The organism is Pseudomonas wuhanensis (genome assembly GCF_030687395.1).
In the GTDB taxonomy this organism is placed as follows: domain Bacteria; phylum Pseudomonadota; class Gammaproteobacteria; order Pseudomonadales; family Pseudomonadaceae; genus Aquipseudomonas; species Aquipseudomonas wuhanensis.
This window is the reverse complement of the sequence record NZ_CP117430.1, coordinates 6,490,960-6,516,888: the sequence shown is the minus strand read 5'-3', so window position 1 is coordinate 6,516,888 and position 25,929 is coordinate 6,490,960. Positions and strand designations below refer to the sequence as shown.

Annotated in this window: 24 protein-coding genes; 9 read left to right on the top strand and 15 right to left on the bottom strand. The window is 59.3% G+C overall.

The window, feature by feature from the left end; translation table 11 throughout:
- The first annotated feature begins 6 nt into the window (after nucleotides 1-6).
- Nucleotides 7-1,815, top strand: coding sequence for a sodium-extruding oxaloacetate decarboxylase subunit alpha (gene oadA / locus PSH88_RS29995; protein ID WP_305424344.1), 1,809 nt, complete (start codon nucleotides 7-9; stop codon nucleotides 1,813-1,815).
- Nucleotides 1,816-1,894: 79 nt separating this feature from the next.
- Here the strand turns inward: oadA and PSH88_RS29990 are convergent, their stop codons facing one another.
- The 3 genes from PSH88_RS29990 to PSH88_RS29980 all read right to left on the bottom strand — a co-directional run bounded on the left by PSH88_RS29990 (nucleotide 1,895) and on the right by PSH88_RS29980 (nucleotide 5,857).
- The gene (locus PSH88_RS29990; RefSeq protein ID WP_305424343.1) at nucleotides 1,895-3,982 is read right to left on the bottom strand and encodes an autotransporter outer membrane beta-barrel domain-containing protein; all 2,088 of its coding nucleotides are present in this window, start codon (nucleotides 3,980-3,982) and stop codon (nucleotides 1,895-1,897) included.
- Nucleotides 3,983-4,202: 220 nt separating this feature from the next.
- On the bottom strand, nucleotides 4,203-5,039 hold the full coding sequence (locus PSH88_RS29985; protein ID WP_305424342.1) for an amino acid ABC transporter permease: 837 nt from the start codon (nucleotides 5,037-5,039) through the stop codon (nucleotides 4,203-4,205).
- Nucleotides 5,036-5,857: an ABC transporter substrate-binding protein gene (locus PSH88_RS29980; protein WP_305424341.1), complete on the bottom strand. Its 822-nt coding sequence runs from the start codon at nucleotides 5,855-5,857 to the stop codon at nucleotides 5,036-5,038. The genes PSH88_RS29985 and PSH88_RS29980 overlap by 4 nt, the downstream gene beginning before the upstream one ends.
- Nucleotides 5,858-5,970: 113 nt before the next feature.
- Here PSH88_RS29980 and PSH88_RS29975 point away from each other — a divergent pair, with 113 nt between their 5' ends.
- Entirely contained in the window at nucleotides 5,971-6,870 is a 900-nt protein-coding gene (locus PSH88_RS29975) for a homocysteine S-methyltransferase family protein (protein ID WP_305424340.1), read from the top strand.
- A gap of 112 nt (nucleotides 6,871-6,982) precedes the next feature.
- On the opposite strand, the gene PSH88_RS29970 is transcribed toward PSH88_RS29975, so the two are convergent.
- The 3 genes from PSH88_RS29970 to PSH88_RS29960 are packed head-to-tail and all read right to left on the bottom strand — an operon-like array spanning nucleotide 6,983 to nucleotide 8,754.
- Nucleotides 6,983-7,657, bottom strand: a complete 675-nt coding sequence (locus tag PSH88_RS29970) for a GNAT family N-acetyltransferase (RefSeq protein ID WP_305424339.1) — start codon at nucleotides 7,655-7,657, stop codon at nucleotides 6,983-6,985.
- 17 nt (nucleotides 7,658-7,674) lie between these two features.
- Nucleotides 7,675-8,121, bottom strand: a complete 447-nt coding sequence (locus PSH88_RS29965; RefSeq protein WP_305424338.1) for a GNAT family N-acetyltransferase — start codon at nucleotides 8,119-8,121, stop codon at nucleotides 7,675-7,677.
- A gap of 9 nt (nucleotides 8,122-8,130) precedes the next feature.
- Nucleotides 8,131-8,754 (bottom strand): FMN-binding negative transcriptional regulator, encoded by a 624-nt coding sequence (locus PSH88_RS29960; RefSeq protein ID WP_305424337.1) that lies wholly within the window; start codon nucleotides 8,752-8,754, stop codon nucleotides 8,131-8,133.
- 90 nt (nucleotides 8,755-8,844) lie between these two features.
- Here PSH88_RS29960 and pdxR point away from each other — a divergent pair, with 90 nt between their 5' ends.
- Nucleotides 8,845-10,398 carry a MocR-like pyridoxine biosynthesis transcription factor PdxR gene (gene pdxR / locus PSH88_RS29955; RefSeq protein WP_305424336.1) on the top strand — a complete coding sequence of 518 codons (1,554 nt, stop codon included), beginning with the start codon at nucleotides 8,845-8,847 and terminating at the stop codon, nucleotides 10,396-10,398.
- 15 nt (nucleotides 10,399-10,413) lie between these two features.
- Here pdxR and PSH88_RS29950 read toward each other — a convergent pair whose 3' ends face one another.
- The 3 genes from PSH88_RS29950 to PSH88_RS29940 form a co-directional block, all read right to left on the bottom strand.
- Nucleotides 10,414-11,511, bottom strand: coding sequence for a polyamine ABC transporter substrate-binding protein (locus tag PSH88_RS29950; protein ID WP_305424335.1), 1,098 nt, complete (start codon nucleotides 11,509-11,511; stop codon nucleotides 10,414-10,416).
- A 13-nt stretch (nucleotides 11,512-11,524) separates the two neighbouring features.
- Nucleotides 11,525-12,556, bottom strand: coding sequence for a histone deacetylase family protein (locus PSH88_RS29945; RefSeq protein WP_305424334.1), 1,032 nt, complete (start codon nucleotides 12,554-12,556; stop codon nucleotides 11,525-11,527).
- Between the two features lie 240 nt (nucleotides 12,557-12,796).
- Entirely contained in the window at nucleotides 12,797-13,789 is a 993-nt protein-coding gene (locus tag PSH88_RS29940) for an AraC family transcriptional regulator (RefSeq protein ID WP_305424333.1), read from the bottom strand.
- A 346-nt stretch (nucleotides 13,790-14,135) separates the two neighbouring features.
- Between PSH88_RS29940 and PSH88_RS29935 the strand changes: the two genes are divergently transcribed.
- Nucleotides 14,136-14,543, top strand: coding sequence for a hypothetical protein (locus tag PSH88_RS29935; protein ID WP_305424332.1), 408 nt, complete (start codon nucleotides 14,136-14,138; stop codon nucleotides 14,541-14,543).
- An 84-nt stretch (nucleotides 14,544-14,627) separates the two neighbouring features.
- Here PSH88_RS29935 and PSH88_RS29930 read toward each other — a convergent pair whose 3' ends face one another.
- From PSH88_RS29930 to aspA, 3 genes are all read right to left on the bottom strand, one after another.
- The gene (locus PSH88_RS29930) at nucleotides 14,628-15,650 is read right to left on the bottom strand and encodes an asparaginase (protein WP_305483436.1); all 1,023 of its coding nucleotides are present in this window, start codon (nucleotides 15,648-15,650) and stop codon (nucleotides 14,628-14,630) included.
- A 175-nt stretch (nucleotides 15,651-15,825) separates the two neighbouring features.
- On the bottom strand, nucleotides 15,826-17,277 hold the full coding sequence (locus PSH88_RS29925; protein ID WP_305424331.1) for an alanine/glycine:cation symporter family protein: 1,452 nt from the start codon (nucleotides 17,275-17,277) through the stop codon (nucleotides 15,826-15,828).
- A 488-nt stretch (nucleotides 17,278-17,765) separates the two neighbouring features.
- Nucleotides 17,766-19,190, bottom strand: a complete 1,425-nt coding sequence (aspA, locus tag PSH88_RS29920) for an aspartate ammonia-lyase (protein ID WP_007896503.1) — start codon at nucleotides 19,188-19,190, stop codon at nucleotides 17,766-17,768.
- 180 nt (nucleotides 19,191-19,370) lie between these two features.
- On the opposite strand from aspA, the gene PSH88_RS29915 reads away from it, so the two are divergent.
- From PSH88_RS29915 to PSH88_RS29895, 5 genes are all read left to right on the top strand, one after another.
- Nucleotides 19,371-20,288, top strand: a complete 918-nt coding sequence (locus tag PSH88_RS29915) for a LysR substrate-binding domain-containing protein (protein ID WP_305424330.1) — start codon at nucleotides 19,371-19,373, stop codon at nucleotides 20,286-20,288.
- 329 nt (nucleotides 20,289-20,617) lie between these two features.
- Nucleotides 20,618-21,109 carry a 5-(carboxyamino)imidazole ribonucleotide mutase gene (purE, locus tag PSH88_RS29910; protein ID WP_305424329.1) on the top strand — a complete coding sequence of 164 codons (492 nt, stop codon included), beginning with the start codon at nucleotides 20,618-20,620 and terminating at the stop codon, nucleotides 21,107-21,109.
- Between the two features lie 11 nt (nucleotides 21,110-21,120).
- Complete coding sequence (locus tag PSH88_RS29905; protein ID WP_305424328.1) at nucleotides 21,121-22,203, top strand: 5-(carboxyamino)imidazole ribonucleotide synthase; 1,083 nt, start codon at nucleotides 21,121-21,123, stop codon at nucleotides 22,201-22,203.
- 107 nt (nucleotides 22,204-22,310) lie between these two features.
- Nucleotides 22,311-22,559: a GlsB/YeaQ/YmgE family stress response membrane protein gene (locus tag PSH88_RS29900; RefSeq protein WP_007896499.1), complete on the top strand. Its 249-nt coding sequence runs from the start codon at nucleotides 22,311-22,313 to the stop codon at nucleotides 22,557-22,559.
- 96 nt (nucleotides 22,560-22,655) lie between these two features.
- Entirely contained in the window at nucleotides 22,656-23,192 is a 537-nt protein-coding gene (locus tag PSH88_RS29895; RefSeq protein ID WP_038983567.1) for a DUF3299 domain-containing protein, read from the top strand.
- 134 nt (nucleotides 23,193-23,326) lie between these two features.
- On the opposite strand, the gene PSH88_RS29890 is transcribed toward PSH88_RS29895, so the two are convergent.
- From PSH88_RS29890 to PSH88_RS29880, 3 genes are read right to left on the bottom strand one after another with little or no spacing between them, the layout of a single operon-like run.
- Nucleotides 23,327-23,962: an SCO family protein gene (locus PSH88_RS29890; protein WP_305424327.1), complete on the bottom strand. Its 636-nt coding sequence runs from the start codon at nucleotides 23,960-23,962 to the stop codon at nucleotides 23,327-23,329.
- Nucleotides 23,959-24,858 (bottom strand): heme o synthase, encoded by a 900-nt coding sequence (gene cyoE, locus PSH88_RS29885; RefSeq protein ID WP_305424326.1) that lies wholly within the window; start codon nucleotides 24,856-24,858, stop codon nucleotides 23,959-23,961. The genes PSH88_RS29890 and cyoE overlap by 4 nt, the downstream gene beginning before the upstream one ends.
- Complete coding sequence (locus tag PSH88_RS29880; RefSeq protein ID WP_305424325.1) at nucleotides 24,846-25,925, bottom strand: COX15/CtaA family protein; 1,080 nt, start codon at nucleotides 25,923-25,925, stop codon at nucleotides 24,846-24,848. Before PSH88_RS29880 ends, cyoE begins: the two co-directional genes overlap by 13 nt.
- Between the last annotated feature and the right edge of the window lie 4 nt (nucleotides 25,926-25,929).

Sequence of the window (25,929 nt, the reverse complement as noted above, 5' to 3'; positions counted from 1 at the left end):
ATTCCAATGACTAAGAAAATCCACGTTACCGACACAATCCTGCGCGACGCCCACCAATCGCTGCTCGCCACCCGCATGCGCACCGAAGACATGCTGCCGATCTGCGACAAGCTCGACAAAGTCGGCTACTGGTCGCTGGAGTGCTGGGGCGGCGCGACCTTCGACGCCTGCGTACGCTTCCTGAAAGAAGACCCGTGGGAGCGTCTGCGCCAACTGCGCGCGGCGTTGCCTAATACCCGTCTGCAAATGCTCCTGCGTGGCCAGAACCTGCTCGGTTATCGCCATTATAGCGACGACGTGGTCAAAGCCTTCGTCGCCAAGGCCGCGGTCAACGGCATCGACGTGTTCCGCATCTTCGACGCGATGAACGACGTGCGTAACCTGCGCGTGGCCATCGAAGCAGTGAAGGCAGCTGGCAAACACGCCCAGGGCACCATCGCCTACACCACCAGCCCGGTGCACACCATCGAGGCTTTCGTGGCGCAGGCCAAGCAAATGGAAGCCATGGGTTGCGACTCGGTGGCGATCAAAGACATGGCCGGTCTGCTGACCCCGTACGCTACGGGTGAGCTGGTCAAGGCACTGAAAGCCGAGCAGTCGCTGCCGGTGTTCATCCATTCCCACGACACTGCTGGTTTGGCTGCGATGTGCCAACTCAAGGGCATCGAAAACGGCGCCGACCATATCGACACCGCGATCTCCAGCTTCGCTTGGGGCACCAGCCATCCGGGCACCGAATCGATGGTCGCCGCCCTTAAAGGCAGCGAGTTCGATACCGGCCTGAACCTGGAGCTGTTGCAGGAAATCGGCTTGTACTTCTACGCCGTGCGCAAGAAGTACCACCAGTTCGAAAGCGAATTCACCGCCGTCGACACCCGCGTTCAAGTCAACCAGGTACCGGGCGGGATGATCTCCAACCTGGCCAACCAGTTGAAAGAGCAGGGCGCCCTGAATCGCATGGCGGAAGTGCTTGCGGAAATCCCGCGCGTTCGTGAAGACCTCGGTTTCCCGCCGCTGGTGACCCCGACCTCGCAAATCGTCGGTACTCAGGCGTTTTTCAACGTGCTGGCCGGCGAGCGCTACAAGACCATCACCAACGAAGTGAAGCTCTACCTGCAAGGCGGCTACGGCAAAGCGCCGGGCACCGTGAACGAAAAGCTGCGTCGTCAGGCAATCGGCAGCGAAGAAGTGATCGACGTGCGTCCGGCCGATCTGCTCAAGCCGGAGATGACCAAGTTGCGTGCCGAAATTGGCGCCGTGGCCAAGTCTGAAGAAGACGTGCTGACCTACGCCATGTTTCCGGACATCGGCCGCAAGTTCCTCGAAGAACGCGCAGCCGGCACCCTCACGCCAGAAGTGCTGTTGCCGATTCCGGAAGCGGGCGGCGTGGCGTCGGCCGGCGGCGAAGGCGTGCCGACCGAGTTCGTCATCGACGTTCACGGCGAGACCTACCGCGTCGACATCACCGGTGTCGGCGTCAAGTCGGAAGGCAAGCGCCACTTCTACCTGTCCATCGACGGCATGCCGGAAGAAGTGGTGTTCGAACCACTCAACGAGTTCGTCAGCGGTGGCAGCAGCAAGCGCAAGCAAGCCACTGCACCGGGTCACGTCAGCACCACCATGCCGGGCAACATCGTCGATGTGCTGGTCAAGGAAGGCGACACCGTGAAAGCCGGCCAGGCCGTGCTGATCACCGAAGCGATGAAGATGGAAACCGAAGTCCAATCGGCCATCGCCGGCAAAGTCACCGCCATCCACGTGGCCAAGGGCGACCGGGTGAACCCGGGCGAGATTCTGATCGAGATCGAAGGCTGAGTTAACAGCCTCGATATACCGTTTTAAACCTCGGGGGGGCATGTGCTCCCCTTTTTTTTTCGCCCCGGGTTTGTGGCTGTTAGAAACTCATTCGCCATTGCCCCGTCACGCCGTGGTTGCGGCTGTCGGTGCCGATCTCGCCAGAGAGACCGACGCCCAAGGTGTGTTTTGCTGACAATCCAAGGTCCAGCGCTGCATCGACCAGCAGACTGTCACGATCCAGCGGCGCACCGGAAACGGTGAAGTTTTTTCCGCCCGTAACCAATCGTTGGCGAGTATCGCTGTAGACGTCCCCGTAAGTGTGTTTCCAGCTGGCACTGAACCGTGGCGTCAGTTGCATGCCGTTATCCAGAGTGTTGAGCTTCGCCAGCCGCAGGCCGAATGTGCTGTTTAAATTGTTCTGCGTTTGACCGTGTACCTTCAGCGCCGCTGCGCCACCTTTTTCCGTGTAGGCGTCGCGCTGATAGCGCTGGTAGCCCAGGCTGGCAAACGGTTCGATGCTGATGTTCGCCCGCCCCAGGTTGTAACCCAATTCCGCAAAGGCTTGCTGGGTGTTGGCACCGTAACGGCCTTCGGGGCGGTCGCTGAAACCTTTGAAGGCAACCCGGCGTTTAGTGCTGCCATCGTGACTGCTGTAGGTCGCACCCAGGCGCAGGGACATCGGTCCGTTTTGACGTAGGGTATAAGCTCCCAAATGCCAGCTGTCGAGATCGCCGTCGAGTCCGCGGCTGTCCAGGCGCGTTTCGGATTTGCCGCTCATCACCCCGATGCGCCATTCCTCATCGATGCCCCAATCAGCTCCCAGGACCAGACCGTGGGTTGTGTGTTTCAGAGCGTCATAGTCGCGATCCAGCGTCCCGCCGTGACCCAATGCTTGAAGCCAGACTCGGCCATTGTCTTCGCTGCCGGCGGCCAGGCGTGGTGCATTGCGCCTGGTGGAATTGCTGTAGCTACGGGCGCTGTCCAGCTGGCGCATGGCCGAGAGCATGGTTGCGCTGATTGGGCTGTCACTGTTCAGGGTCGCTTTCGCAAGGTTGGCGTTGTTGGCGCCGTCCAGTTGGTTGATGGCCTGGGAGGCTGTTTCGGTGGTGGAGGCGAGCAGGGCCGTGACAGCGGCGTTAGCGGTATTGGGAGGTGTCTGCGCCGTCGGACTGGCTTTGGGCTCTTCAATACTGCGGGCGAGTTCCCGACCGTTTTCGTTCGTCGCGAGACTCTCGAAAGTCACTTCGTTGCGAGCGTAGGTCAGGCGGACGGCCTTTTCGTCGCCGTAGTCCGGGGTGGCCGTCATGAATGCGAGATTGTTTTCAATATTGCCGAAATGCCCATCGACCTTGTCGGCCTCGATGATGGTGTACTGGGTGGTTTGCGGATAGTCACCCGATGCTGCGACGATTTTCAGGGTTGCACCGCTGAGGCGGGCGGTACCGTCGACTTTGATCGTTTCGTGACGGCCGTCGGGATTGACCTCATAGGCGAGTACAGCGGTCTTGGAGAGATTCAAGTCACCTTTGACCTTTGGGGCGCCATGCAAGCTGTTGACGGTGAGACGCCCCTGCACATCCAGGCTAGCAATGGTGCCTGCTCCTGCAAAAGTACCTTCCTCGTAGACGTCCACATGGCCCTTTATATCGCCGTTGTTGAAGAGCATTCCGGCTGCAATCGCTCCGCCTTCGATTTCTCCTTTATTGGTCAGTATCCCGTCATTCAGCACCAACACACCTTCGTGAAAATCTCCTGTGCTGGTCAACGTCCAAGAACCTTGGGAAACATACAGACCGTTGAAGTTGCGGGTGTTCCCCAATTGGCCACCGTCGGTACCAATAAGTTGTATGACGTTGGTTCCTTTGCCGCCATCGACCCGACCTTCGAAGCTTCCACCATTCTTGACGATGATGAGGTCATCTCTGTCTTCCGGTCTCACAGAAATACCTCGCCGAGCAGGTTGGGGCGAATCAATCTCCTTTTTGAAGGTGCTGTCCGCATTGATAAAGGCTTGGAGCCGGGAAAACGGGTTCGGTATAGATTCCGGCCGCTTGGTTGCCTCAGTGAGGCCCGTCGGTTCAGCATGCTCTGGTAGTTCTTGGGCGTTTGTAAATTCTGCGCAACCCACTGCAAACGCAATGGCCAACGCCAGGTGTTTCGGGCGGTATTTGTGTTGAGCGGGCATCGAGTACGGCCTCTTTTGAAAGGAGGCCAACTCTAAGAGGGAGGCTATAGGTACCGATGTCAGCTGCTTCTGACGGGTTTGCGGGGGTTGTCAGAAGGTTGTGTAGAAAATTGCCAGCCTCCTGAGGAAGGTTGTTTTTATCCGTTCGGACAGACGCTTTTTCTTACAACAAATCGAGAAACGGTCGGCTATCGCACCTCGGAAACTCATCTTCCTTTCGCTAACTACGGCTCAAATACGCCTTCCCATAATGCCGCTCCATCCGCGCCTGAATCAGCTCCAGCCCAATCGACATCACCCAATAAATCACCGCCGCCGTCGTCAGCATTTCGATATAGCGATAGCTCGAGCGCCCATACGACTGCGCCAGGAACATCACTTCCCAAACCCCCATCACCGAAATCAGTGACGAGTCCTTGAGCATGGAGATGAACTGGTTGGTGGTGGGCGGGATGATGGTGCGCATGGCTTGGGGCAGGGTGACGCGCCAGAAGATCACGGTTTCGCGCATGCCCAGGGCCAATGATGCTTCGCGTTGGCCATGGGGGACGCCGAGGATGCCGGCGCGGAAGATTTCGCTCAGGTAGGCGCCGTAGTTCAGTGACAGGGCGATGATGCCAGCGGCGATGGCGCCGGGCACGATGCCGAGTTGTGGCAAGCCGAGGTAAATCAGCAGAATCTGAATCAGCAGCGGTGTGCCGCGAAAGAACGAGGCATAGAAGCTCGCAATACCGAACGCCACCGCGCTTTTCGACAGCCGTGCCAAAGCCGTGATGAAGCCCAACAGCGAAGACGTCACGATCGAGCACAGGCACAAGAACAACGTCAGCGCCGCGCCTTGTAGAAAGCCGTTGGGCGCCAGGTGCAGGCCGATCAGGTTCGGCAGTTTGTCGAGGATGATCGAGAACTTCAGGTCGAAGCTCAGGAAGAAACTCGCGAACAAGCCGAACATCGCCGCCCAGGTCAGGTACAGCCGTGTGCGGAAACCGAAGACCCGTTGCAGTAATGACTCAGCCACCGGTTGCGGCGGCTGAGGTGGTTTGGGGAAAGAAGTCATTTGCTGATGTCGGCGCCGATCCATTTTTGCGACAGCTTGCTCAAGGTGCCGTCCTGTTTCAACTGGGCAAACACATCACGTACTTTGGCGTCCCACTGGGCGTCGCCTTTTTCGATGGCCACCGAGTTTGGCTCCGAGTACAGCGGGTCACCGGCGAGTTTGAAGCGTTTGTCTTCGTTCAGGCGTGGTTGCGCGGTCACCAGGTTCGTGAGGATCGCGTCCAGACGCACGCCAGCGCCCAGGCCCAAATCCTGGAACGCGACGTTGTCGGTGTCATACGGGGCGATCTGCACATTCTCGAACGGGTACTGCAGTTGGGTATCTTCGGCACCTTCGATCACCAGGTTTTTGTTCAGGTAGCTTTCATAACTGGAGGCGCTGGTGAGGCCGACTTTTTTGCCGCTCAGGTCCTTGGCGCTGTGAATGCTGTTGTCCTTGGCGTTGACCACGATTACAGCAGGGGAGGCGTAGTACTCGACCGGGAAGTCGAAGACTTCGGCGCGGGCTTTGCTCGGGGTCATGGAGCAGATGCAGATGTCATAACGCCCGCTCCAGCGACCGGCAGCGATCACATCCCAAGAAGGTGTTTCAAGGCGCAGCTTGACGCCCAGTTTGTCCGCCACGGCCTTGGCCACGTCGACGTCGAAACCGTCGAGCTGGTTTTGATCGTTGAGGAATGAGAAGGGCGGATAGCTTTCCATCAACACACCCACCAGTTCTTTCTTTTTCTCGATGCGATCCAGAGTGGCGCCCGCAAAGGCTTGGGTAGAGGCAGCCAAAATCGTCAGGCCCAGGGCCAGCAGTGGTTGAAATTTCACAGTTGATCCCTGAAAAAAAAAGAGGTTGTTATTAACCGGGTGGTGCGTATTAAATAGTTATAAGAACGACTCTGATAGTGAGTTATTTTCATAAGCTTATGAGTGAAAAGCATATGGGCGCAGGCAGCACGGTAATTCTGGATGGCGGCATGGGTCGTGAGCTGCAACGCCGAGGGGCGCCGTTCAGGCAACCTGAATGGTCCGCGCTAGCTTTGAGCGAAGCGCCGCAAGCCGTGGAGGCCGTGCATGCGGCTTACATCGAAAGCGGTGCCAACGTGATCACCAGCAACAGTTATGCGGTGGTGCCGTTCCATATTGGCGAAGAGCGTTTTGCCGCTGAGGGCCAGGCGCTCGCGGCATTGGCCGGTGAGCTGGCCCGTCGTGCAGTCGATGCGGCGGGCAAACCGGTGCGCGTGGCCGGTTCATTGCCACCGTTGTTCGGCTCCTATCGCCCGGACCTGTTCGATGCTGCGCGGGTGACTGAACTGCTGACGCCTCTGGTCAATGGCCTGGCGCCTCATGTCGACCTGTGGCTGGCCGAAACCCAGAGCTCGATTATCGAGGCACGGGCGATCCATGCCGGGCTGCCGAAGGACGGCAAGCCGCTCTGGCTGTCGTTTACCCTGAAGGATGAAGACACCGACGAAGTGCCGCGTCTGCGTTCCGGTGAGCCGGTGGCTGAGGCTGCCGCGGTGGCGGCTGAGTTGGGCGTCGAGACATTGCTGTTCAACTGCAGCCAGCCGGAAGTGATCGGCGTGGCGATTGATGCGGCGCGGGAAACCTTCGAACGCTTGGGTGTGAAGATTCACATCGGCGCATACGCCAATGCCTTCCCGCCGCAGCCGAAAGAGGCCACGGCCAATGACGGGCTGGACCCGTTGCGCGACGATCTCGACCCGCCGGGTTATCTGCAATGGGCGGCCGATTGGCAGAAGCGTGGGGCCAGCCATTTGGGCGGTTGCTGCGGGATCGGGCCGGAGCATATTGCAGTGCTCGCCCAGAAACTGGTTTGAAAGATCATTCCCACGCGCAGCAAAGGAACGCATCCCGCGACGCTCTGCGTCGCCTTCCGGATCGAACGCAGAGCATCCGTGGCTGCATTCCCACGCAGGAGCGTGGGAACGATCATCTGGTGCGGCACTCCACCAGGGTTTTCACCTGCCCCGATTCCGTCTGGTTCTCATCGGACAGCCACCGCTCGAACCCCGCGCCAATCGCCGGCCACTCCGAATCCAGAATCGAATACCACGCCGTGTCACGGTTCTGTCCCTTGACCACCATGTGCTGGCGGAACACCCCTTCAAAACTGAACCCCAACCGCTCCGCCGCATACTTGGAACGGGCATTGCCGTTGTTGCACTTCCATTCCAGACGCCGGTAACCCAAGGCAAAGGATTCCCTGGCCAGCAGGTAAACCGCCTCGGTGCTTTTTGGTGAACGTTGCATCGGTGCGCCGAAGGTCACATGGCCGATCTCGATGCGACCCTGAGAAGGCACAATCGACATCAGGCTGAGGATACCCTGCACGTCGCCGCTGGCGCGGTCGATCACCGTGAAGAAATACGGGTCGCTGTTGGCCGCGTGGTTGTTCAGCCAATCGTTGAACGCGCTGCGCTCCGGGAAAGGACCGTAAGGCAAATAGTCCCAGAGTTTCGGATCCGAGCCCGGGCCTTCAAGGGCTTTCCACAAGCCGTCGGCGTGACGCGCCGGGTCAAGTTTTTCCAGGCGGATGAAACGCCCTTCGATCAGTTGAACCGAGGGCGGCGGAACGCCTTTCCAGTCCGCGAGTGAAGTCGACATGCTGCTCTCCTTGAACCTTATAGGGCGTGGCGAAACTGGATGAAACCGGGACGCTCGGCGATACGCTCATAGAGCTGGATCGCGGTGGCGTTGGTTTCGTGGGTCAACCAATGAACCTTGCAGCAGCCATCGGCCTTGGCCGTGGTGTAGACGAATTCGATCAGTTGCCGACCGACACCGGTGCCACGGGTTTCGGGCGTCACCAGTAAATCTTGCAGGTAGCAGGAGTTTTCGATACTCCAGTTCGAGCGGTGGTAGATGAAATGCACCATGCCCACCGCTTTGCCATCGGCCCAGGCCAGCGCCCCGTGGGTCGGTTCGCTCGGGTCGAGCAGGCGCTGCCAGGTGCTCCGGGTGACAGCGTCGGGCAGTTCGGTGTTGTAGAAGCGCAAGTAGGCTTGCCACAACGGCAGCCAGGCGGCGTGATCGTCGGCGGTGACCTGGCGGATGTCGATCTGACTCATGTGGGTTCCTTAACGCATCAAGTGGGCGAGGGCCTGGTCATGCACATCAGGGCTGGCGGACAGCCCCTCGCGCACACCGGCGATGTCTGCAGCATTGCGGTTCTGGCTGAGCTTGCGTTTGCCCTCCAGACGCTGGATCGGCAAGGCAAAACCGACGATGGCTTTGAGCATCCCGTCAATGTAGTCGGTGGGGGCATCGGCGACTTTCCACGGATTAGCACGGCCCGCTTCATGACGATCGGTCAGGGCGCTGACCAGATTGCGCAACCGATCGGCGTCGGTGAAAACTTCGGCCATGCCATAGGCGTGTACGGCGACGTAGTTCCAGGTTGGCACAACTTTCCCATGCTCGGCTTTACTCGGGTAAAACCCCGGGCTGACGTAAGCATCCGCACCCGCAAAAATCACCAGCGCCTCGGCGCCGTTCTGCAATTCCCGCCATTGAGGGTTGGCCCGGGCGAGGTGCCCGTAGAGGGTGCCATTCGGGCCTTGGTCAACATTCAGCAGCAGCGGCAGATGACTGGCTTGCAGGCCCTGTTCACCCCGGGTGACCAAGACCGCCAGGCGAGTGCCGAGTATCTGCTGATGCAGTTCATTCAAATCATCGATGGCGAAATTGCTGGGCGTGTACATGGAAATTTTCCTTGGCGAATGTCTGCATCCTAGGCAGGCTAATGGTCTGTTGTAAGAGCCATTAATGACCAATTTAATAGGTCCATTACCATGCCGAATCCGCCGCTTCCCTCGTCGTTCAATCCGGCGGGTATCGAACTCGACCGCCGCCAAGGTCTGAGTCGTCAGCTCTATCAAGCGTTGCGAATGCGTGTGCTCGACGGACGATTGACCAGCGGCACACGACTGCCGGCCAGTCGCGATCTGGCGGCGGCGTTATCGATTTCCCGCAACAGCGTGGTCCGTGCCTACGATCAGCTTTACGCTGAGGGCTTCATCGAGGGGCGTGTTGGCGACGGGACTTATGTCGCGCAATTGCCTCAAGCCACGGTACCGGTAAAAAAATTATCCACAAAAGTATCCACAGGGTTTTCAACAGGGTTACCCACAGCCTTATCCACAAATTGGCTGGATTTACCTGTGGTTTCATCCAGTAAAGTTATCCACAGCGGTGCTTTGGGCCGGGTTGAAAAGAACCATTTGGCCTTGCCTCCCAGTGGTCCGCCTCGAGCATTTCGTGTCGGCGTACCGGCCTTTGATCTATTTCCTTTCGAGGTCTGGGCCAAGCTGAACGCGGCTTTCTGGCGTAAGCCGGATTTACAGCAACTGTGTTACGGCGACCCTGCGGGTGATGCACGATTACGTGGGCTGATTGCTGCGTACTTGCGCAGTTCGAGGGGCATGCAGTGCTCCGCTGAGCAAATAGTGATCACCAGTGGCGCGCAACAGGGGATTAGCCTTTGTGCACAGTTGCTGGTGGAGCCTGGCGACGGGGTGGGCATTGAAAATCCGGGGTATCGAGCGGCGGGTCATGCGTTCGCTGTAGCCGGCGCGCGATTGCACGGGATAGCGGTGGACAGCGAGGGGATTGATTGCACCGAATTGGCGGGGCTCAGCGATTGTCGATTGGCTTACGTCACGCCGTCGCATCAGTACCCGACCGGAGTGGTCATGAGTCTGGCGCGGCGCCTTGAATTATTGACCTGGGCCGAACGCACCCAAGGCTGGATCGTCGAGGACGACTACGATGGCGAATACCGCTACAGCGGCGCACCGCTGGCGCCGTTGGCGGCACTCGACCGGCAGGGGCGGGTGCTGTATGTCGGGACGTTCGGCAAGGTCGCATTCCCGGCATTAAGACTGGGTTACCTGGTGTTGCCGCCCGGATTGGTTGAGGCGTTCTCCCAGCGTCGTGCGGTGGACGTGCGGCACTCGGAGGTCAGCACTCAAGCGGTCATGGCTGAGTTCATGGCGGCCGGGCATTTCCAGCGACACATCCGGCGTATGCGCCGTGCTGCGTTGAGTCGGCGTAACGTTTTGCTTGATGGCTGGCCTAGAGGTATCCCGGGCGTCGGTAAGCTGCCCAGTGTGGCGGCCGGTTTGCACCTGACGGTACGTGTCGACAGCGTGGCCCGTGAGCGCGAATTGATCGAACAAGCCACCAGCGTCGGGGTGGAGGTCAATGGACTGAGCAGTTATTGGCTGCCGGACACGACGCTCCCCGAGGACCAGCGAGCTGGGCTGGTCCTGGGGTTCGCCGCAGTGCCGGAGACGGCTATCGAATCGGCACTGGCAAGGCTCAGAGAGGTCTGGCTCCCGGTGTGAACTGCGCCGCCCGGATCAGGTCCCTGACTTGATCTTGGTCCAGGCGCGGGTCCGTGCCCGTTCGGCATCGCGAGGCAACGGTTGCAGGGTGTAGAGCGTGCTCATCGCTGCTTCGGTCGGGTACAGGTTCGGGTTGTTGCGGATTGCCGGATCGACCATTTCCGTGGCGTCCTTGTTCGGGTTCGGGTAGCCGACGAAATCGCTGACCGGTGCGATCACCTGGGGTTGCAGCAAGTAGTTGATGAAGGTGTAGGCGTCTTCCGGGTTTTTCGCGCCTTTCGGAATGGCGAGCATGTCGAACCAGATCGGCGCGCCTTCTTTAGGCAGGCGCATGTCGACGATCACGCCATTCTTGGCTTCCTTGGCGCGGTTGGCGGCCTGGGAGAAGCTGCCGGAGTAACCGACCGCCACGCAGATGTCACCGTTGGCAATGTCGGCCATGTACTTGGACGAATGGAAGTAGGTGATGTACGGGCGAATCTTCATCAGCAGCGCTTCAGCCTTGGCGTAGTCCGCCGGCTTCTTGCTGTTGGGGTCCAGGCCCAGGTGTTGCAGGGCCAGCGGCAGGATCTCCGATGGCGAGTCGAGCAGGGCTACGCCGCACTGTTTGAGCTTGCTGATGTTCTCTTCCTTGAAGATCAGGTCCCAGCTGTCCAGCGGTGCGTTGTCGCCCAAAGCCGCCTTGACCTTGTCCGGGTTGAAGCCGATCAGGATGGTCCCGTACATGTACGGCACGGCGAATTTGTTACCCGGGTCGTTGGCTTCGATCAGCTTCATCAGCTTCGGATCGAGGTGGTTCCAGTTCGGCAGTTTGCTGCGGTCCAGCGGCTGGAATACCCCGGCTTCGATCTGCTTGGCGAGGAATACGTTGGATGGCACCACCACGTCGTAGCCGGAGTTGCCGGTCAGCAACTTGGCCTCGAGCGCTTCGTTGGTGTCGAAGATGTCGTAGACCAGTTTGGTCTGGGTGTTCTGGGCCTTGAAATCTTCCAGCGCTTTGGGGGTGATGTAGTCGAACCAGTTGTACACCCGCAAAGTACGTTCTTCTGCGTGAATGGCGCCACTGAACACTGTGGCGCATAGCATTGGAGCGAGACGCTTGAGTCGGTTCATCTGTTCTAATTCCTCATTGAGCGCGTTCAAAACCTTCGAGAACGTTCACGGCATTGATGCCGATTTCTTCTACCGCGTAACCGCCTTCCATCACGAACAGTGTCGGCTTGCCGAGGCCCGCGATGCGCGCGCCCATCGCCAGGTAATCCGGGCTGTCGAGTTTGAATTGGGAGATCGGGTCGTCCTTGAACGTATCGACGCCCAAGGACACGACGACGATGTCGGCGCCGTACTTTTCGATCTCTTTGCAGGCCTGCTCCAGCGCTGCACTCCAGCTGTCCCAGCCTGAACCGGCGGGCAAAGGGTAGTTGAAGTTGAACCCTTCGCCTGCGCCTTCACCGTGTTCATCTTCGTAACCGAGAAAGAACGGAAACTCGGCTTGCGGATGGCCATGGATCGAGGTGAACAGCACATCGCTGCGTTCATAGAAAATCGATTGGGTGCCGTTGCCGTGGTGGTAATCGACATCGAGGATCGCGACTTTTTTGTGGCCTTGATCGAGGAATGCCTGAGCGGCGATGGCGGCGTTGTTGAGGTAGCAATAACCGCCCATCAAATCGCTGGCGGCATGGTGTCCCGGTGGACGGCACAGGGCGAAGGCACTGCGGGCGCCGCGCTGGATCACCGCTTGAGCGGTCAACGCAACTTGCGCCGCGCTATATGCCGCTTGCCAGGTGCCGGCGGTGATCGGTGCGCCGCCATCGAAGCTGTAATAGCCGAGCTGGCCGTGCAGGCTGGTGGGCATGATCCGGCGCAACGTGCGAGCGGGCCAGGTGTAAGGCAACAAGTCGCCGTCGGTATTGAATTCGGTCCAGCGCGCCCAGGCGCCTTTGAAGAAGTCGAGGTAGTCGCGGCTGTGGATGCGCTCTATCGGCCCGAGACCGAAGTCCTGCGGCGCCTCGACCGGGCCCAGACGGCGGTACTGTACGCGTGCCAGCACATGGTCGGCCCGCGAGGGCATTTCGAAGCAGGGCATCAATTGCCCGTCCATCAGTTCACAACGGCCGTGATGCAAGTGGTGATCGTCCGAGTAGATCGTCAGCATTCTTGTTCTCCGCAGGCTGATTCGGTTGCACACAGTCTTGCGGCGGGCGGCGTTTGGGAGAACGGCAGGAAAGGCCAAAAGAGGATCGATATGGCCAAAAAATTTGACCGAAATTCGCCCCTTAATGGTACGCCGGTGCCCTCGAATGATGCATCCGACCCCTGAGCGAGGCTTGCCCGCGAAGCTTTTGGCGTTCTTGAAGACGCCTTCGCGGGCAAGCCTCGCTCAGGGTTTGGGTTGTCAGGGGCGAAACTGGCTCGGCGCCACGCCGCTCCAGCGCACAAACGCATGTCGGAAACTCGCGGTCTCGCTGAACCCCAACGCCTCGGCAATCCGATAGATCGGCAATTGATCTTCGCAGAGCATTCGCTTGGCCTGCTCGAAGCGCAATTCATCGAGCAGTTCCTGATAGCTGCAGCCCAGATCCTTCAGATGTCGCCTCAGAGTGCGCGCTGAGCAGTTCAGCTGTTCGGCCAGCCCGTCCAGGCCCGGTGCCGCGCTCAGTTGCGCAGCGAGTAGTTGGCGGATACGCCCGAGCCAGGCCTGACGCCCGGTGAACTCGGTGTTTTGTTTGCGACAGCGCTCGGTCATGGCCTGATGGGTGATGGCGTCGGCCAGAGGCAGCGGTTGTTCAAGCCAGCGTTTGTCGAAAGCAAAGGCATTGGACACAGCATCGAACTGCAAGGGACAGTCGAAACGCTCGGCGTAGCGCGTCTGATAGTCCGGCGCCGGGTGTTCGAAGCGGGCGCCGAGCAGAGGCAAAGGGTGGCCAAGCAAGTCTTCGCAGGTGACTTTCATCGAGACCAGGCAAAACTCGACATTGAACGGCGCCAGCGCCGGATTTTCCCGATAGTCGCCGGCGGTGAGCCAGATGCGCTCGTCCTCTTCCTCCAGGCTCAACTCGAAGAGTGTTCCCAAGAGCGCCGGATAGTGCAGCGCCAACCGCAAGGCGTCACCTAAAGTGGCGCTGGTGAGTAAGGCATACCCGAGCATGCCGTAGGAAGAAACGTGCATCCGCCGGCCCAATTCCAGGCCGATATCGCGGCGCAGCGCAACGGCGTTGGCGCAAACCAGCATCTCCTGGTTGGTGGTGATGCGTGTGTCCGCCCGGCTCAGATCCGCCGCGCTGATGCCGCTGCCGGCCAGTAACGCCTCGCTGGACAGGCCTTCAGCCTTGAAGGTGTTGAGCACCAGGGAGACGGCATTGAGGGTGGTGAGGTGGGAGTGGAGCATGAGCGGTTCCAGCTTGGGGGCTGGGATAAATAGCAAGTTATATGCCGCCAATACGTGATTTGAAAATTTTCCCTAAAATTAATGATTACTCTGATTAAAAAATCTATTGGTGAGTCTGATGCAGAGACTGGTGTCTGAACAGGTTAATACGAAATAAAGTATAGAGCTACTGTCAGAAGTAATAGGTTTTCGAGAGAAGCTGTACCATTCATCGCTTTGTTTGTAAGTTGTGAATTAACTATAGAATTTTGCGATTTTTTATTGACTGTGTGAATTTGTTTGCTAGCGTAAATTACGGTCTGATACGGCCGTGTAGTAACTTTGTTGAATGATAAGGGATCGACTTATGAATATTTCAAATCAGGAAGATTGGGTAAAATGTTTAAAGGATGCCAAAGAAGCTAAAGGAGAGCTTAAGGTCGAAAAAGATGGAGAGGAAACCACTTTCCCTGCTTTTAGGGTTGGTGATTCGGGGCTCTTTGTGACTGCATTCTTTGGCACCGGTACTGGAGGGCAATTTACGGATGGTGTTTCTGTTAATGTTAGTAAAGATCATCTTGGAGAAGAAGTGGGTCCTTCGGACGGATCCATAATATATTGGAAGCAAGGCCAATCTTTCTCTTGGTATGAGGGTAATCTAAAAGTAAGCCGCGATGATGTTGGTAATCTGTATTTCGGAAGTTTGAGCGCTAAATTTACTGGGGCGCCGGTTGAAGAGCTGATAGGCGGCATTTTCAGTGTGGGTAAAGTGTAATAGGGCTGGTGCTCTTATAACCCTCCCTCAAAGAAGTAGAAGGAGGGTTATATTTTTTGCCAAAGTAATGCTCAGCAAGCTAGTTCAGTCTTGAGTCAGGTCGTTGTTTAGCTCTCCGCACAGGTCGAGCTCAACCAACCGTCGAACTTCAGCCGTCTCAAGCCCTGCACCCAGCAATCCATGCAACTTGCCGAACGCCGCCTCGCGAGTCATGCCGCCACCGGACAACACACCGGCGTCACGCAAGCGGCTGCCCGCCTCGTACACGTCGAGCTTCACGCCACCTTCATGACATTGCGTGACCGCGACCACCACCACACCGTTGTCTCGCGCCCGTTCCAGGCTGGCGAGAAACTCGGGGTTGTCGCTTGGCCCGGTGCCGCTGCCATAACACTCCAGCACCAGACCCTGAATGCCGCTATTGAGCAGGCCATCCAGTTGCTCAGCGCCGATACCGGGAAACAGCGGCAGTGCCGCGACCTTCGCCAGTTGCTTCGGCTGGTTGTAGTTCAGTTGTGACGGAATCAATGAAGCTTTCACGCCGCCACCCTGACGCTCCAGCCGCTTGAACGGATGACGACCGAAACTGCGAACCTTGGCGCAACGGGTCGGGTCGAGCAGTTCACCGTGGAAGTACAGATGAACGCCCGGTGCCAGGCCTTGGCCAAGGGCAACCAACGCACCGCTGAGGTTTTCCCAGGCATCGCTGTCGGTCACGCCGGCCGGCAACATGGAGCCGGTGAACACAACGCGGGCATGCAGGCCGAGCAGCTGAAAGCTCATGGCCGCGGCGCTGTAGGCCAGGGTGTCGGTGCCATGCAGGATCAACACGCTGTCGCAGCCCTGGACATCAACGGCGTCGACCACTGCTTCACGCAGTTGCTGCCAGTAGGCGGGCGTCATGTTGGCGCTGTCGATCAGCGGCGACATCTCGCGAAAGCGCCACTGCGGCACCACCAGCTCAGGTTGGCTGTGCAGATACTCGCGCATTCGCGCTTCGAAACCGGACGCCGGCGCCAGGCCGTGGGCACTGGCTTGCATGCCGATGGTGCCGCCGGTGTAGAGCACCATGACGTGCTGGGCAGCAGGAAAAGTCGAGGAATTCATGGAGGTTCTCCGAAAACGATGTGGGAGCGAGCCTGCTCGCGATGGCAGCGATGTGGTCTTAAGCTCGAACCAAAACGGCAGCATCAAAAAAGCTGCCACAACATACGACCGAGCATGACGCCGGTCGCACGCTGTGTCACGCCGGGCGCAGGGGATGCGCCCGGTTTTTTACCGATCAGCGTTGCGCTGCAGGTACGCCTTGCGGCTCGGCTTCGGTCTTGCCAGCGGCGGCTGGCGGATTGGCCGGCCAGGCTTTCAGGTCCAGGTCCAGATCCGGGAACTTGCTCGAATCGAACACCGGGGTCTTGATACCGGCAGCACGCTGGTCATCGTAGTCACGCAGGATGCGCATGCCGACCTTGAACAGCAGGAACAGCGCGATCAGGTTCACAAACGCCAGCATGGTCATGGTGATGTCGGCGAATGCGAACACGGTGCCGAGGTTTTCGATGGCACCCCAGAAGATCAACACCAGTACCAGTGCGCGATAGCCAATCAGCGCCTTGCGGTTTTCACCGACCATGAAGCGCAGGTTGTTTTCGCCCAGATAGTAGTTGTAGAGGATCGAGGTGAACACGAACAACGCCAGGGCCACGGAGATGAACATCCGGCCCCAGTCACCGACCACAGCGGCCAGGGAGTTCTGGGTCAGGGCAATACCGTCGCCTTCGAAGCCCGGGGTGTAGAAGCCCGACAGCAGGATCAGCAACGCGGTGCAGGTGCAGATCACGAAGGTGTCGAGGAACACGCTGAACGCTTGAACCACGCCTTGCGAGACCGGGTGCTCGACCGAAGCCACAGCGGCCACGTTCGGCGCACTGCCCAGGCCTGCTTCGTTGGCGAACACGCCGCGCTTCACGCCCATGACAATGGCACTGCCGATCAGGCCGCCGAACGCCGGGTCCAGACCGAAGGCGCTTTTGACGATGGTCATCAACATGCCCGGAACGTGGTCGAACTGCAGCACGATCACGTAGATGGTCACGCCGATGTACACCAGGGTTTTCACCGGTACCAACAGGTCAGCGACCTTGGCGATCCGCTTGATACCGCCGATGAACACCAGACCCAGCAACACCGCCAGGGCCAGCCCGGTGTACGTGGTGTCGAAGCCGAACGCGTTGTTCAGCGAGTGGGTCACGGCATGGGCTTGCAGACCGTTGAAGGCGAAGCCGAAGGTGATCAGCAGCAGGAACGCCATGATCATCCCCAACCAGCGTTTCTGCAGGCCGTGCTGAATGTAGAACGACGGGCCGCCACGGAACTGGCCTTCGGAGTCGCAGCGCTTGTAGAGCTGGCCGAGGGAGCATTCGAAGAAGCTGCTGGACATGCCGACCAGCGCGGTCACCCACATCCAGAACACGGCGCCGGGGCCACCCAGGGTTACGGCGATGCCGACACCAGCGATGTTGCCCGCACCGACGCGGCCGGCAAGGCTGAGCATCAGGGCCTGGAAGGAACTGAGTTGGCCAGCGCTGCTTTTGAGGCTGTCACGGAACACCGCGAACATGTGAAAGAAATGGCGGAACTGAACGAAACGCGAGCGGATCGTGAAGTAGCTACCGAGCCCGACAATGAGCACGATCAGTACTTTCCCTGAGAGGAAGTCGTTGATGACTTCGAGCATGGATTATTCCTCGCTATTTTTTGTGTGTGCGAATACTGGGTGGTCGACACATCGCGTTACACCGGATTGTGCGTGGCACAACAGGTGGGTCGAAGGTTCGTCCCTGTTCCATTTCGCGGGTTGTTATTAGTTCGGGGTTTCGCATGGGTTTGGGCCTCGTTACCGACGACCGCTCACGCGAAGAGGGCCGGCACTATACATAGGAGCGTGCCGTCCGTCTGCACAGTTGTGGTGCAAGCGACGAAACGAGGGTAGCTGCAAGATCAAAAAATCGCAGCCTTCGAAAGCTTCTACAGGTACATCAAACCCGGTAGGAGCTGCCGAAGGCTGCGATCTTGGCGGCACTGAAAACATTAAACATGTTCGGAAAATCCGCAAAAGGGTTAAAAAAAAGGGCTTGAGGGAACAAATCCCCAAGCCCTCAAAAGGTGAGAGGTGTCTAGTCCCTCGACCTGGTGAGCGTGCTCTTCAAAAGAGCCGGCGTTCGGTTAAGCCTTCAGAGGCACCAGACGCGGAGCAATCATGTTTTCCGGGCGCAGAATGTCGGCGAGCATTTCTTCGTCGAGCAAGCCTTCTTCGCGCACCAGTTCCAGCACGCCGCGGCCGCTTTCAAGAGCGACACGGGCAATACGGGTGGCGTTTTCATAGCCGATGTACGGGTTCAGCGCGGTGACCAGGCCGATCGAGTGTTCGACCAGCTCACGGCAGCGCTCTTCGTTGGCGGTGATGCCGACGATGCAGTGCTCGCGCAGCATGTCCATGGCGCGCTGCAGCAGGCGGATCGAGTCGAAAATCTTGAAGGCGATCAGCGGCTCCATCACGTTCAGTTGCAGCTGGCCGCCTTCGGCCGCGATGGTCAGGGCCAGGTCGTTGCCGATGATCTGGAACGCAACCTGGTTCACGGCTTCCGGGATAACCGGGTTGACCTTGCCTGGCATGATCGAGCTGCCTGGCTGACGCGCTGGCAGGTTGATTTCGTTGATGCCGGTGCGTGGGCCGCTGGACAACAGACGCAGGTCATTGCAGATCTTCGACAGCTTGACCGCGGTGCGCTTGAGCATGCCGGAGAACAGCACGAAGGCACCCATGTCGGAGGTGGCTTCGATCAGGTCGGCGGCTGGCACCAGCGGTTGACCGCTGATAGTGGCCAGACGCTGAACGGCCAGGGCCTGGTAACGCGGGTCGGCGTTGATGCCGGTACCGATAGCGGTGCCGCCCAGGTTCACTTCGGTCAGCAGCTCAGGTGCCAGGGTCTTCAGACGCGCCAGATCTTCGCTCAGGGTGGTGGCGAAGGCGCGGAATTCCTGGCCCAGGGTCATCGGCACGGCGTCTTGCAGTTGGGTACGACCCATCTTCAGAACGTGGCTGAATTCTTCACCTTTGGCGGCGAACGACTGGATCAGGCTGTCGAGGCTGGCCAGCAGCGCGTCATGACCCAACAGAAGACCCAGACGGATCGCGGTCGGGTAGGCGTCGTTGGTCGACTGCGCCATGTTCACGTCGTTGTTCGGATGCAGGTACTGGTATTCGCCCTTGCTGTGGCCCATGGCCTCCAGCGCGATGTTGGCGATGACTTCGTTGGCATTCATGTTGGTCGAAGTGCCAGCGCCGCCTTGAATCATGTCCACCACGAACTCTTCGTGGAAATCGCCGCGGATCAATCGGGCACAGGCTTCGCTGATAGCCGCGTGCTTGGCTTCGCTCAGATGACCCAACTCGCGGTTGGCGTCAGCGGCGGCCTGTTTGACCATTGCCAGGCCGACAACCAGCTTCGGGTAATGCGAAATCGGAACGCCGGAGAGACGGAAGTTGTTCACCGCTCGCAGGGTCTGGATGCCGTAATACGCTTGAGCAGGTACTTCGAGTACGCCAAGCAGGTCTTTTTCTGTGCGGAAAGATGCAGCGGAGGACATGATAGAAATCATCTCGATAGGGACCCGGTCTGTGCCGGAACACCGCAAATGCTAGGCGTGTGAAGAATTTTGGGCCAATGCTGTTAAACACTAGCCTATGCACATTCGGCATAATGCTCGTGTGACGCCGCGTGTGCGGCGAGCGTGTGACCTAAATTGGTGCGTGTCCGGGAGGGCGTGATGAATCTGGAAAGCAAATGGCTCGAGGACTTTAGTGCTCTGGCCGCCACCCGCAGCTTCTCCCAGGCGGCTGAACGACGCTTTGTGACTCAGCCGGCATTCAGCCGGCGGATCCGCAGCCTCGAAGCCGCGCTGGGGCTGACTCTGGTCAATCGCTCTCGCACTCCGGTCGAGTTGACGGCGGCGGGGCAGCTGTTTCTCGTCACCGCGCGAACCGTGGTCGAACAGCTCGGTGAAGTGCTGCGCCACCTTCATCACCTGGAAGGCGGGCAGGGCGAGGTGATGCAGGTTGCAGCCGCGCACTCCCTGGCGCTGGGTTTCTTCCCGCGCTGGATCGCGCAATTGCGCAACGAAGGGCTGAATATTGCCACGCGACTGGTGGCGACCAACGTTGGTGATGCCGTGCATGCATTGCGCGAAGGCGGCTGTGATCTGATGCTGGCGTTTTACGACCCGGATGCGGCCATGCAGATGGACCCGGAGATTTTCCCGTCGCTGCATCTGGGGGATACCGAAATGCTCCCGGTCTGCGCCGCCGATGCCGATGGCAAACCGTTGTTCGACCTGGAGGGAGAAAGCAGCGTGCCGCTGTTGGCCTATAGCGCCGGAGCGTTTCTTGGACGCTCGGTAAACATGCTGTTGCGCCAGCGCGCCCTGCGATTCACCACCATTTATGAAACCGCCATGGCCGATAGCCTGAAAAGCATGGCGCTGGAAGGTCTGGGCATCGCCTGGGTGCCGCAGTTGAGCGTGCGCGCCGAACTGGCTCGCGGTGAGTTGGTGGTCTGCGGCGGCCCGCAATGGCATGTGCCGCTGGAGATTCGTCTTTATCGCTGCGCGCTGGTGCGAAAGGCCAATGTGCGGTTGCTTTGGCGCAAGCTTGAGGGCGGCGCAGCCCAAGGCACCCCCGGTTCTTGAATACGGCGAAGAACTCTGTGGGAGCGGGCTTGCCCGCGATTGCGGAGTGTCAGGCAACATCAATGTTTGCTATGCCGACCTCATCGCGGGCAAGCCAGCTCCCACAAGGATGTGTGGTGGATTTGATTGACCTTGAAGTCAATAAAACCGCCACTTTGCGCCGTATGACAGATGGTCGTATCGGGGGCTGTTTATCTGCTTCATTGAGGTATACTGCGCGGCCTTCGGCCGGTTCGTCCGGCCATTTTTCGTACAATCAAGCCACGCATTCTGCGTGGCTTGTTGTTTTTTGACGCGCCTGCGGGCGCCCAGAGAGAAGAGGCACGACGATGAGCGCACTGGTTGGCGTGATCATGGGCTCCAAGTCCGATTGGTCCACCCTTAGCCACACCGCCGATATGCTGGAAAAGCTCGGCATCCCTTATGAGGTGAAAGTGGTCTCTGCCCACCGCACCCCGGACCTGCTGTTCCAGTACGCCGAAGATGCTGAGGCCCGTGGCATCGAGGTGATCATCGCCGGTGCCGGTGGCGCGGCTCACCTGCCAGGCATGTGTGCGGCCAAGACCCACCTGCCAGTGCTGGGTGTGCCGGTGCAGTCGTCGATGCTCTCGGGCGTCGATTCGCTGCTGTCTATCGTGCAGATGCCAGCAGGCATTCCGGTCGCCACGCTGGCCATCGGCAAAGCCGGCGCGATCAACGCAGCGCTGCTCTCGGCGAGCATCCTGGGCGCCAAGCATCCGCAATTTCATACCGTGTTGAAGAAATTCCGCGCTGAGCAGACAGACAGCGTCCTGGACAATCCAGACCCACGCATCGCCTGAGGTTGTTGACGATGAAAATCGGTGTAATCGGTGGCGGCCAGTTGGGTCGCATGTTGGCGCTGGCGGGCACTCCGCTGGGCATGAACTTCGCTTTCCTGGACCCGGCGCCGGATGCTTGCGCAGCCGCATTGGGCGAACATCTGCGGGCCGATTACGGCGATCAGGATCACCTGCGTCAGTTGGCCGATGAAGTTGATCTGGTGACCTTCGAGTTCGAAAGCGTCCCGGCCGAAACCGTGGCATTCCTGTCGCAATTCGTCCCGGTGTATCCGAGCGCCGAAGCGCTGCGCATCGCTCGTGATCGCTGGTTCGAGAAGAGCCTGTTCAAGGATCTGGGGATTCCGACTCCCGCGTTCGCTGACATTCAGTCGCAAGCCGACCTGGACGCTGCGGTGGCTTCCATCGGCCTGCCGGCCGTGCTGAAAACCCGCACCCTGGGTTACGACGGCAAGGGCCAGAAGGTCCTGCGCAAGCCTGAAGACGTGGTCGGCACCTTCGCCGAGCTGGGCAGCGTCGCCTGCCTGCTGGAAGGTTTCGTGCCGTTCACTGGCGAAGTCTCGCTGATTGCCGTGCGTGCTCGCGATGGCGAAACCAAGTTCTATCCACTGGTTCACAACACCCACGACAGCGGCATTCTCAAGCTGTCCGTGGCCAGCACCGATCACCCGCTGCAAGCGTTGGCTGAAGATTACTCCAGCCGAGTACTGAAGCAGCTGGAGTACGTCGGCGTGATGGCGTTCGAGTTCTTTGAAGTCGACGGCGGCCTCAAGGCCAACGAAATCGCCCCGCGCGTGCACAACTCCGGGCACTGGACCACCGAAGGCGCCGAGTGCAGCCAGTTCGAAAACCATCTGCGTGCCGTCGCCGGTTTACCGCTGGGTTCGACGGCCAAGGTCGGCGAGAGCGCGATGCTCAACTTCATCGGTGTCGTGCCGCCGATAGAAAAAGTGATCGCGATCGACGACTGCCATTTGCATCACTACGGCAAGGCTTTCAAGGTCGGCCGCAAGGTCGGGCACGCCAATCTGCGCTGTGCAGACCGTGAGACGTTGGCTGCGCAGATCCTCAAGGTCGAAGCGCTGATTGCCGAATAGTTTCATGTGGCGGCGGCGGAACCTTCAGTGTCCGCCGTTCTCTGATGGCAGGATGCCAAAGTCTGTCTAGGCTTTCGGCATATCCAAATCAATCAGAGGGAAATGCCATGGGAATTATCGGAACCATCTTTATCGGCTTGATCGTCGGCCTGCTGGCTCGGTTTCTGAAACCGGGCGATGACAGCATGGGGTGGATCATGACCATCCTGCTCGGTATCGGCGGTTCGCTGGCGGCTACTTACGGCGGCCAGGCCCTGGGCATCTACCGCGCTGGCGAAGGCGCAGGTTTCATCGGTGCGCTGGTGGGCGCGGTGGTATTGCTGGTGATCTACGGCCTGATCAAAAAAAGGACCTGATTGAAGTGACAAAGCCCTCTCTGCGCCATCGCCGGAGAGGGCTAGAATGCTCGGCGTTGCATCGTCACATTGTCCTTTCCTTTGTCGAGCACTTTCATGCGCCGTCTTCTGTTGACTCTTCTCTTCCTGGGCAGTGGTTTGGCCCATGCCGGCGAACTGCCGGAAACCGACTGGCTCGAACTGATGCCCAAGTCGGACCAGAAAGCCCTCGAGGCCATGCCCGAAATCGATCACAACTCCCCGGAAGCCAACGGCACCTTTACTCAAAAGGGTGGCATGAAGCAGAGCAAGGGCTTGCCGGCGGTGATGTACTCGACCAAAACCGTGCCATCGATGAATGACAAGCACATCCGCATCGGCGGTTATCCGGTACCGCTGGAGTCCGATGCCAAGGGCCATAGCACGCTGTTCTTCCTCGTGCCGTACCCGGGCGCTTGCATCCACGTGCCGCCACCACCGCCTAACCAATTGGTGCTGGTGCGTTATCCCAAAGGCCTGAAACTGAATGACATCTACACGCCGCTGTGGGTGACTGGCACGCTGAAGATCGAGAAGGTCAACAACGACCTGGCGGACGCGGCGTATGCATTGGATGCGGCGCAGGTGCGGGTGGTTAAAGAGTCGGATTTGTAAAGCGCCAGTCAGCCTGGGCACAGATCAAAATGTGGGAGCAACTGTCTTGCTCGCGAAGGCAGCGTATCAGTCGACATTAATGTTGCCTGACACTCCGCTTTCGCGAGCAAGCCCGCCACAGGGTATTGTGTTGGTTATTCGCGCTTGAGCATCACCGGCAACTGCGCCACCAGTTTCTGGTTGTTCAACGGTGCACGAATGAACCCGCGCTGAGTCCCATCCGGGCCGATCACCGCGAGGTTGCCGCTGTGGTCGACGGTGTAATTAGGCTTGCTGGTGTCCGCCGGAATAAACGGAATGCTCACCGCATTGGCCAGTTTCTGAAGGTCTTCGACCGAGGACGCAGTCAGCCCGATGAACTGCGGATCGAAGTAGCCCAGGTACTGCTTGAGTTGCTTGGGCGTGTCGCGGTTCGGGTCGACGCTGACTAAAACGACCTGCAACTTGTCCACAGCATCCGCCGGCAGTTCGCTCTTGATCTGCCGTAGCTGGGCGAGGGTGGTCGGGCAGATGTCCGGGCAGAAGGTGTAGCCGAAGAACAACACACTCCACTTGCCTTTCAGCTCGTTGACCGCCACTGGTTTACCGTCCTGATCGGTCATCTTCACGTCCGGCAGGTTACGGCTTTGGGGCAACAGGATGATCCCCGCATCGATCAGTGCCGTCGGGTCGCCCTGGTTTTTTCCGGTCAGTACTTTATTGATGGTCAGGCCCAGGATCAGCGCGATCAAGGCGACGAGAATGAAGACGGTTTTCTGGGTTCGAGTCATAGGTTCAACAGTAAGTAGTGGTCTACGAGCAGCGCGATAAACAGCAGGAACAAGTAGTAAATAGAGTACTTGAACGTGTTGATCGCCGCGTGCGGCCGAGTGCCACGGTACAGCACCACGGCCCATTGCAGAAACCTCGCGCCCAAGGCGAGGGCACAAATCAGGTAGAGCACGCCGCTCATGTGGATTACGAAGGGCATCAGGCTGACGGCCAGTAGCGCAAAGGTATAAAGCAGGATATGGACTTTGGTGTAGTGCTCGCCATGGGTCACCGGCAGCATCGGAATGTCAGCCTTGGCGTATTCCTCTTTGCGATGAATCGCCAGTGCCCAGAAGTGCGGCGGTGTCCAGGCGAAGATGATCAGCACCAGCAGCAACGGTTCGGCACTGACATGACCGGTGGCGGCGGTCCAGCCGAGCAGCGGCGGGGCAGCACCGGCGAGGCCGCCGATAACGATGTTCTGCGGCGTCGCACGTTTCAGGAAACCGGTGTAGACCACGGCATAACCGAGCAAAGACGCGAGGGTCAGCCACGCCGTCAACGGGTTGGTGAAGGTCAGCAGCAACGCCTGGCCGAGCAGCGCCAGCACCAGGGCGAAGGTCAGCGCAGCGGCCGGAGATACCCGACCTTCGGCCAAGGGCCGCTTGTGGGTCCGGGCCATGACCGCGTCGATGCGTCGGTCCACCACATGGTTGACCGCAGCCGCACCGCCGGCACACAAGGCAATCCCCAGATTGCCGAACACCAGCACCGTCCACGGCACCCCGGCGCGGGTCGCGAGGAACATGCCGACCAGCGAGGTGATGAGCATCAGCACCACCACTTTCGGCTTGGTCAGCTCCAGGTAATCCCGCCAGATTGCCTGACTGTGACGTTCGCCGATCAGGGTCGCCATGGCATTTCTCCTTTTATTGTTATGGGCCCGGCCGAGTGTTTGCGCAGGCTGAGACGCCAGCGCACTGGGGGCTGATGCTTGACCCGAACCAGACTGGTTCGCGCGTGATAATTGACCAGCACCATCGTCAGCAACAGCGCTGCACCGCCGGCGTTGTGGGCGACGGCCACCGGCAGCGGTAAGTGGAACACCACATTGCTGATGCCCAGGGTGATTTGTGCGGCAAGGACGATCAGCACCATGGCGGCCAGGCGCGTCATGCCGACGACCTTCAGTTGCCAGGCCAGACCGAGCAGAACGAGGGTGACCAGTAACGCGCCGATGCGATGAGTCAGGTGAATCGCGGTGCGGGCATCGCTGTCCAGTTGCCCGCCCAGGTAATTGGGGCCGATGTGTTGGGTCAGGTGAAAGCCGTTGGCGAAATCAGTCGGTGGCAGCCATTGTCCGTGGCAGGTCGGAAAGTCGATGCAGGCCACCGCTGCGTAATTGGAACTGACCCAGCCACCAAGGGCAATTTGCAGGATCACCAGCAACAACCCGGCGGTCGCCCAGTGCTGCAAACGTCGAGGCACCGTCAGCGCTGGCAACACGCCGGACAGGCGCAAGGTCAGCAGAAACAATAGGCTCAAGGTCGCAAAGCCGCCGAGCAAATGCCCGGTGACCACTTGCGGCCAGAGCTTGAGCGTCACCGTCCACATGCCGAACGCCGCTTGGGCGAACACCACCGCCAGCACAAACAACGGTAATTTCACGGGCTGCCCCGGGTGATGACGATGGGTCCAGGCGCGGCCCGCCAGAACCACGATCAGCAGCCCCAGGGTGCCGGCGAAGTAGCGATGAAGCATCTCGTTCCAGCCTTTGTTGGCTTCTACCGGCGCGTCGGGAAAGTGCAGTTCGGCATGGGCCAGTTGGGCTTCGCTGTTCGGCACGCTGATAAAGCTGTAGCAGCCTGGCCAATCCGGACAGCCGAGACCCGCATGGGTCAGGCGCGTGTAGGCGCCGAGCAACACCACAATCAGTGCCAGCAAGGTGGCAAACAGCGCGAGGCGAAATCCAGGTTTGGCCATGACG

Coding starts and splice junctions, on each gene's coding strand:
- PSH88_RS29905 (WP_305424328.1), top strand. CDS start 21,121: ATGAAAATCGGTGTAATCGGTGGCGGCCAGTTGGGTCGCATGTTGGCG.
- PSH88_RS29985 (WP_305424342.1), bottom strand. CDS start 5,039: ATGACTTCTTTCCCCAAACCACCTCAGCCGCCGCAACCGGTGGCTGAG.
- PSH88_RS29935 (WP_305424332.1), top strand. CDS start 14,136: ATGAATATTTCAAATCAGGAAGATTGGGTAAAATGTTTAAAGGATGCC.
- purE (WP_305424329.1), top strand. CDS start 20,618: ATGAGCGCACTGGTTGGCGTGATCATGGGCTCCAAGTCCGATTGGTCC.
- PSH88_RS29930 (WP_305483436.1), bottom strand. CDS start 15,650: ATGAATTCCTCGACTTTTCCTGCTGCCCAGCACGTCATGGTGCTCTAC.
- PSH88_RS29970 (WP_305424339.1), bottom strand. CDS start 7,657: ATGTCGACTTCACTCGCGGACTGGAAAGGCGTTCCGCCGCCCTCGGTT.
- PSH88_RS29965 (WP_305424338.1), bottom strand. CDS start 8,121: ATGAGTCAGATCGACATCCGCCAGGTCACCGCCGACGATCACGCCGCC.
- PSH88_RS29890 (WP_305424327.1), bottom strand. CDS start 23,962: ATGACTCGAACCCAGAAAACCGTCTTCATTCTCGTCGCCTTGATCGCG.
- PSH88_RS29900 (WP_007896499.1), top strand. CDS start 22,311: ATGGGAATTATCGGAACCATCTTTATCGGCTTGATCGTCGGCCTGCTG.
- PSH88_RS29975 (WP_305424340.1), top strand. CDS start 5,971: ATGGGCGCAGGCAGCACGGTAATTCTGGATGGCGGCATGGGTCGTGAG.
- PSH88_RS29945 (WP_305424334.1), bottom strand. CDS start 12,556: ATGCTGACGATCTACTCGGACGATCACCACTTGCATCACGGCCGTTGT.
- PSH88_RS29960 (WP_305424337.1), bottom strand. CDS start 8,754: ATGTACACGCCCAGCAATTTCGCCATCGATGATTTGAATGAACTGCAT.
- PSH88_RS29940 (WP_305424333.1), bottom strand. CDS start 13,789: ATGCTCCACTCCCACCTCACCACCCTCAATGCCGTCTCCCTGGTGCTC.
- PSH88_RS29880 (WP_305424325.1), bottom strand. CDS start 25,925: ATGGCCAAACCTGGATTTCGCCTCGCGCTGTTTGCCACCTTGCTGGCA.
- pdxR (WP_305424336.1), top strand. CDS start 8,845: ATGCCGAATCCGCCGCTTCCCTCGTCGTTCAATCCGGCGGGTATCGAA.
- PSH88_RS29915 (WP_305424330.1), top strand. CDS start 19,371: ATGAATCTGGAAAGCAAATGGCTCGAGGACTTTAGTGCTCTGGCCGCC.
- PSH88_RS29925 (WP_305424331.1), bottom strand. CDS start 17,277: ATGCTCGAAGTCATCAACGACTTCCTCTCAGGGAAAGTACTGATCGTG.
- PSH88_RS29950 (WP_305424335.1), bottom strand. CDS start 11,511: ATGAACCGACTCAAGCGTCTCGCTCCAATGCTATGCGCCACAGTGTTC.
- aspA (WP_007896503.1), bottom strand. CDS start 19,190: ATGTCCTCCGCTGCATCTTTCCGCACAGAAAAAGACCTGCTTGGCGTA.
- PSH88_RS29895 (WP_038983567.1), top strand. CDS start 22,656: ATGCGCCGTCTTCTGTTGACTCTTCTCTTCCTGGGCAGTGGTTTGGCC.
- oadA (WP_305424344.1), top strand. CDS start 7: ATGACTAAGAAAATCCACGTTACCGACACAATCCTGCGCGACGCCCAC.
- cyoE (WP_305424326.1), bottom strand. CDS start 24,858: ATGGCGACCCTGATCGGCGAACGTCACAGTCAGGCAATCTGGCGGGAT.
- PSH88_RS29990 (WP_305424343.1), bottom strand. CDS start 3,982: ATGCCCGCTCAACACAAATACCGCCCGAAACACCTGGCGTTGGCCATT.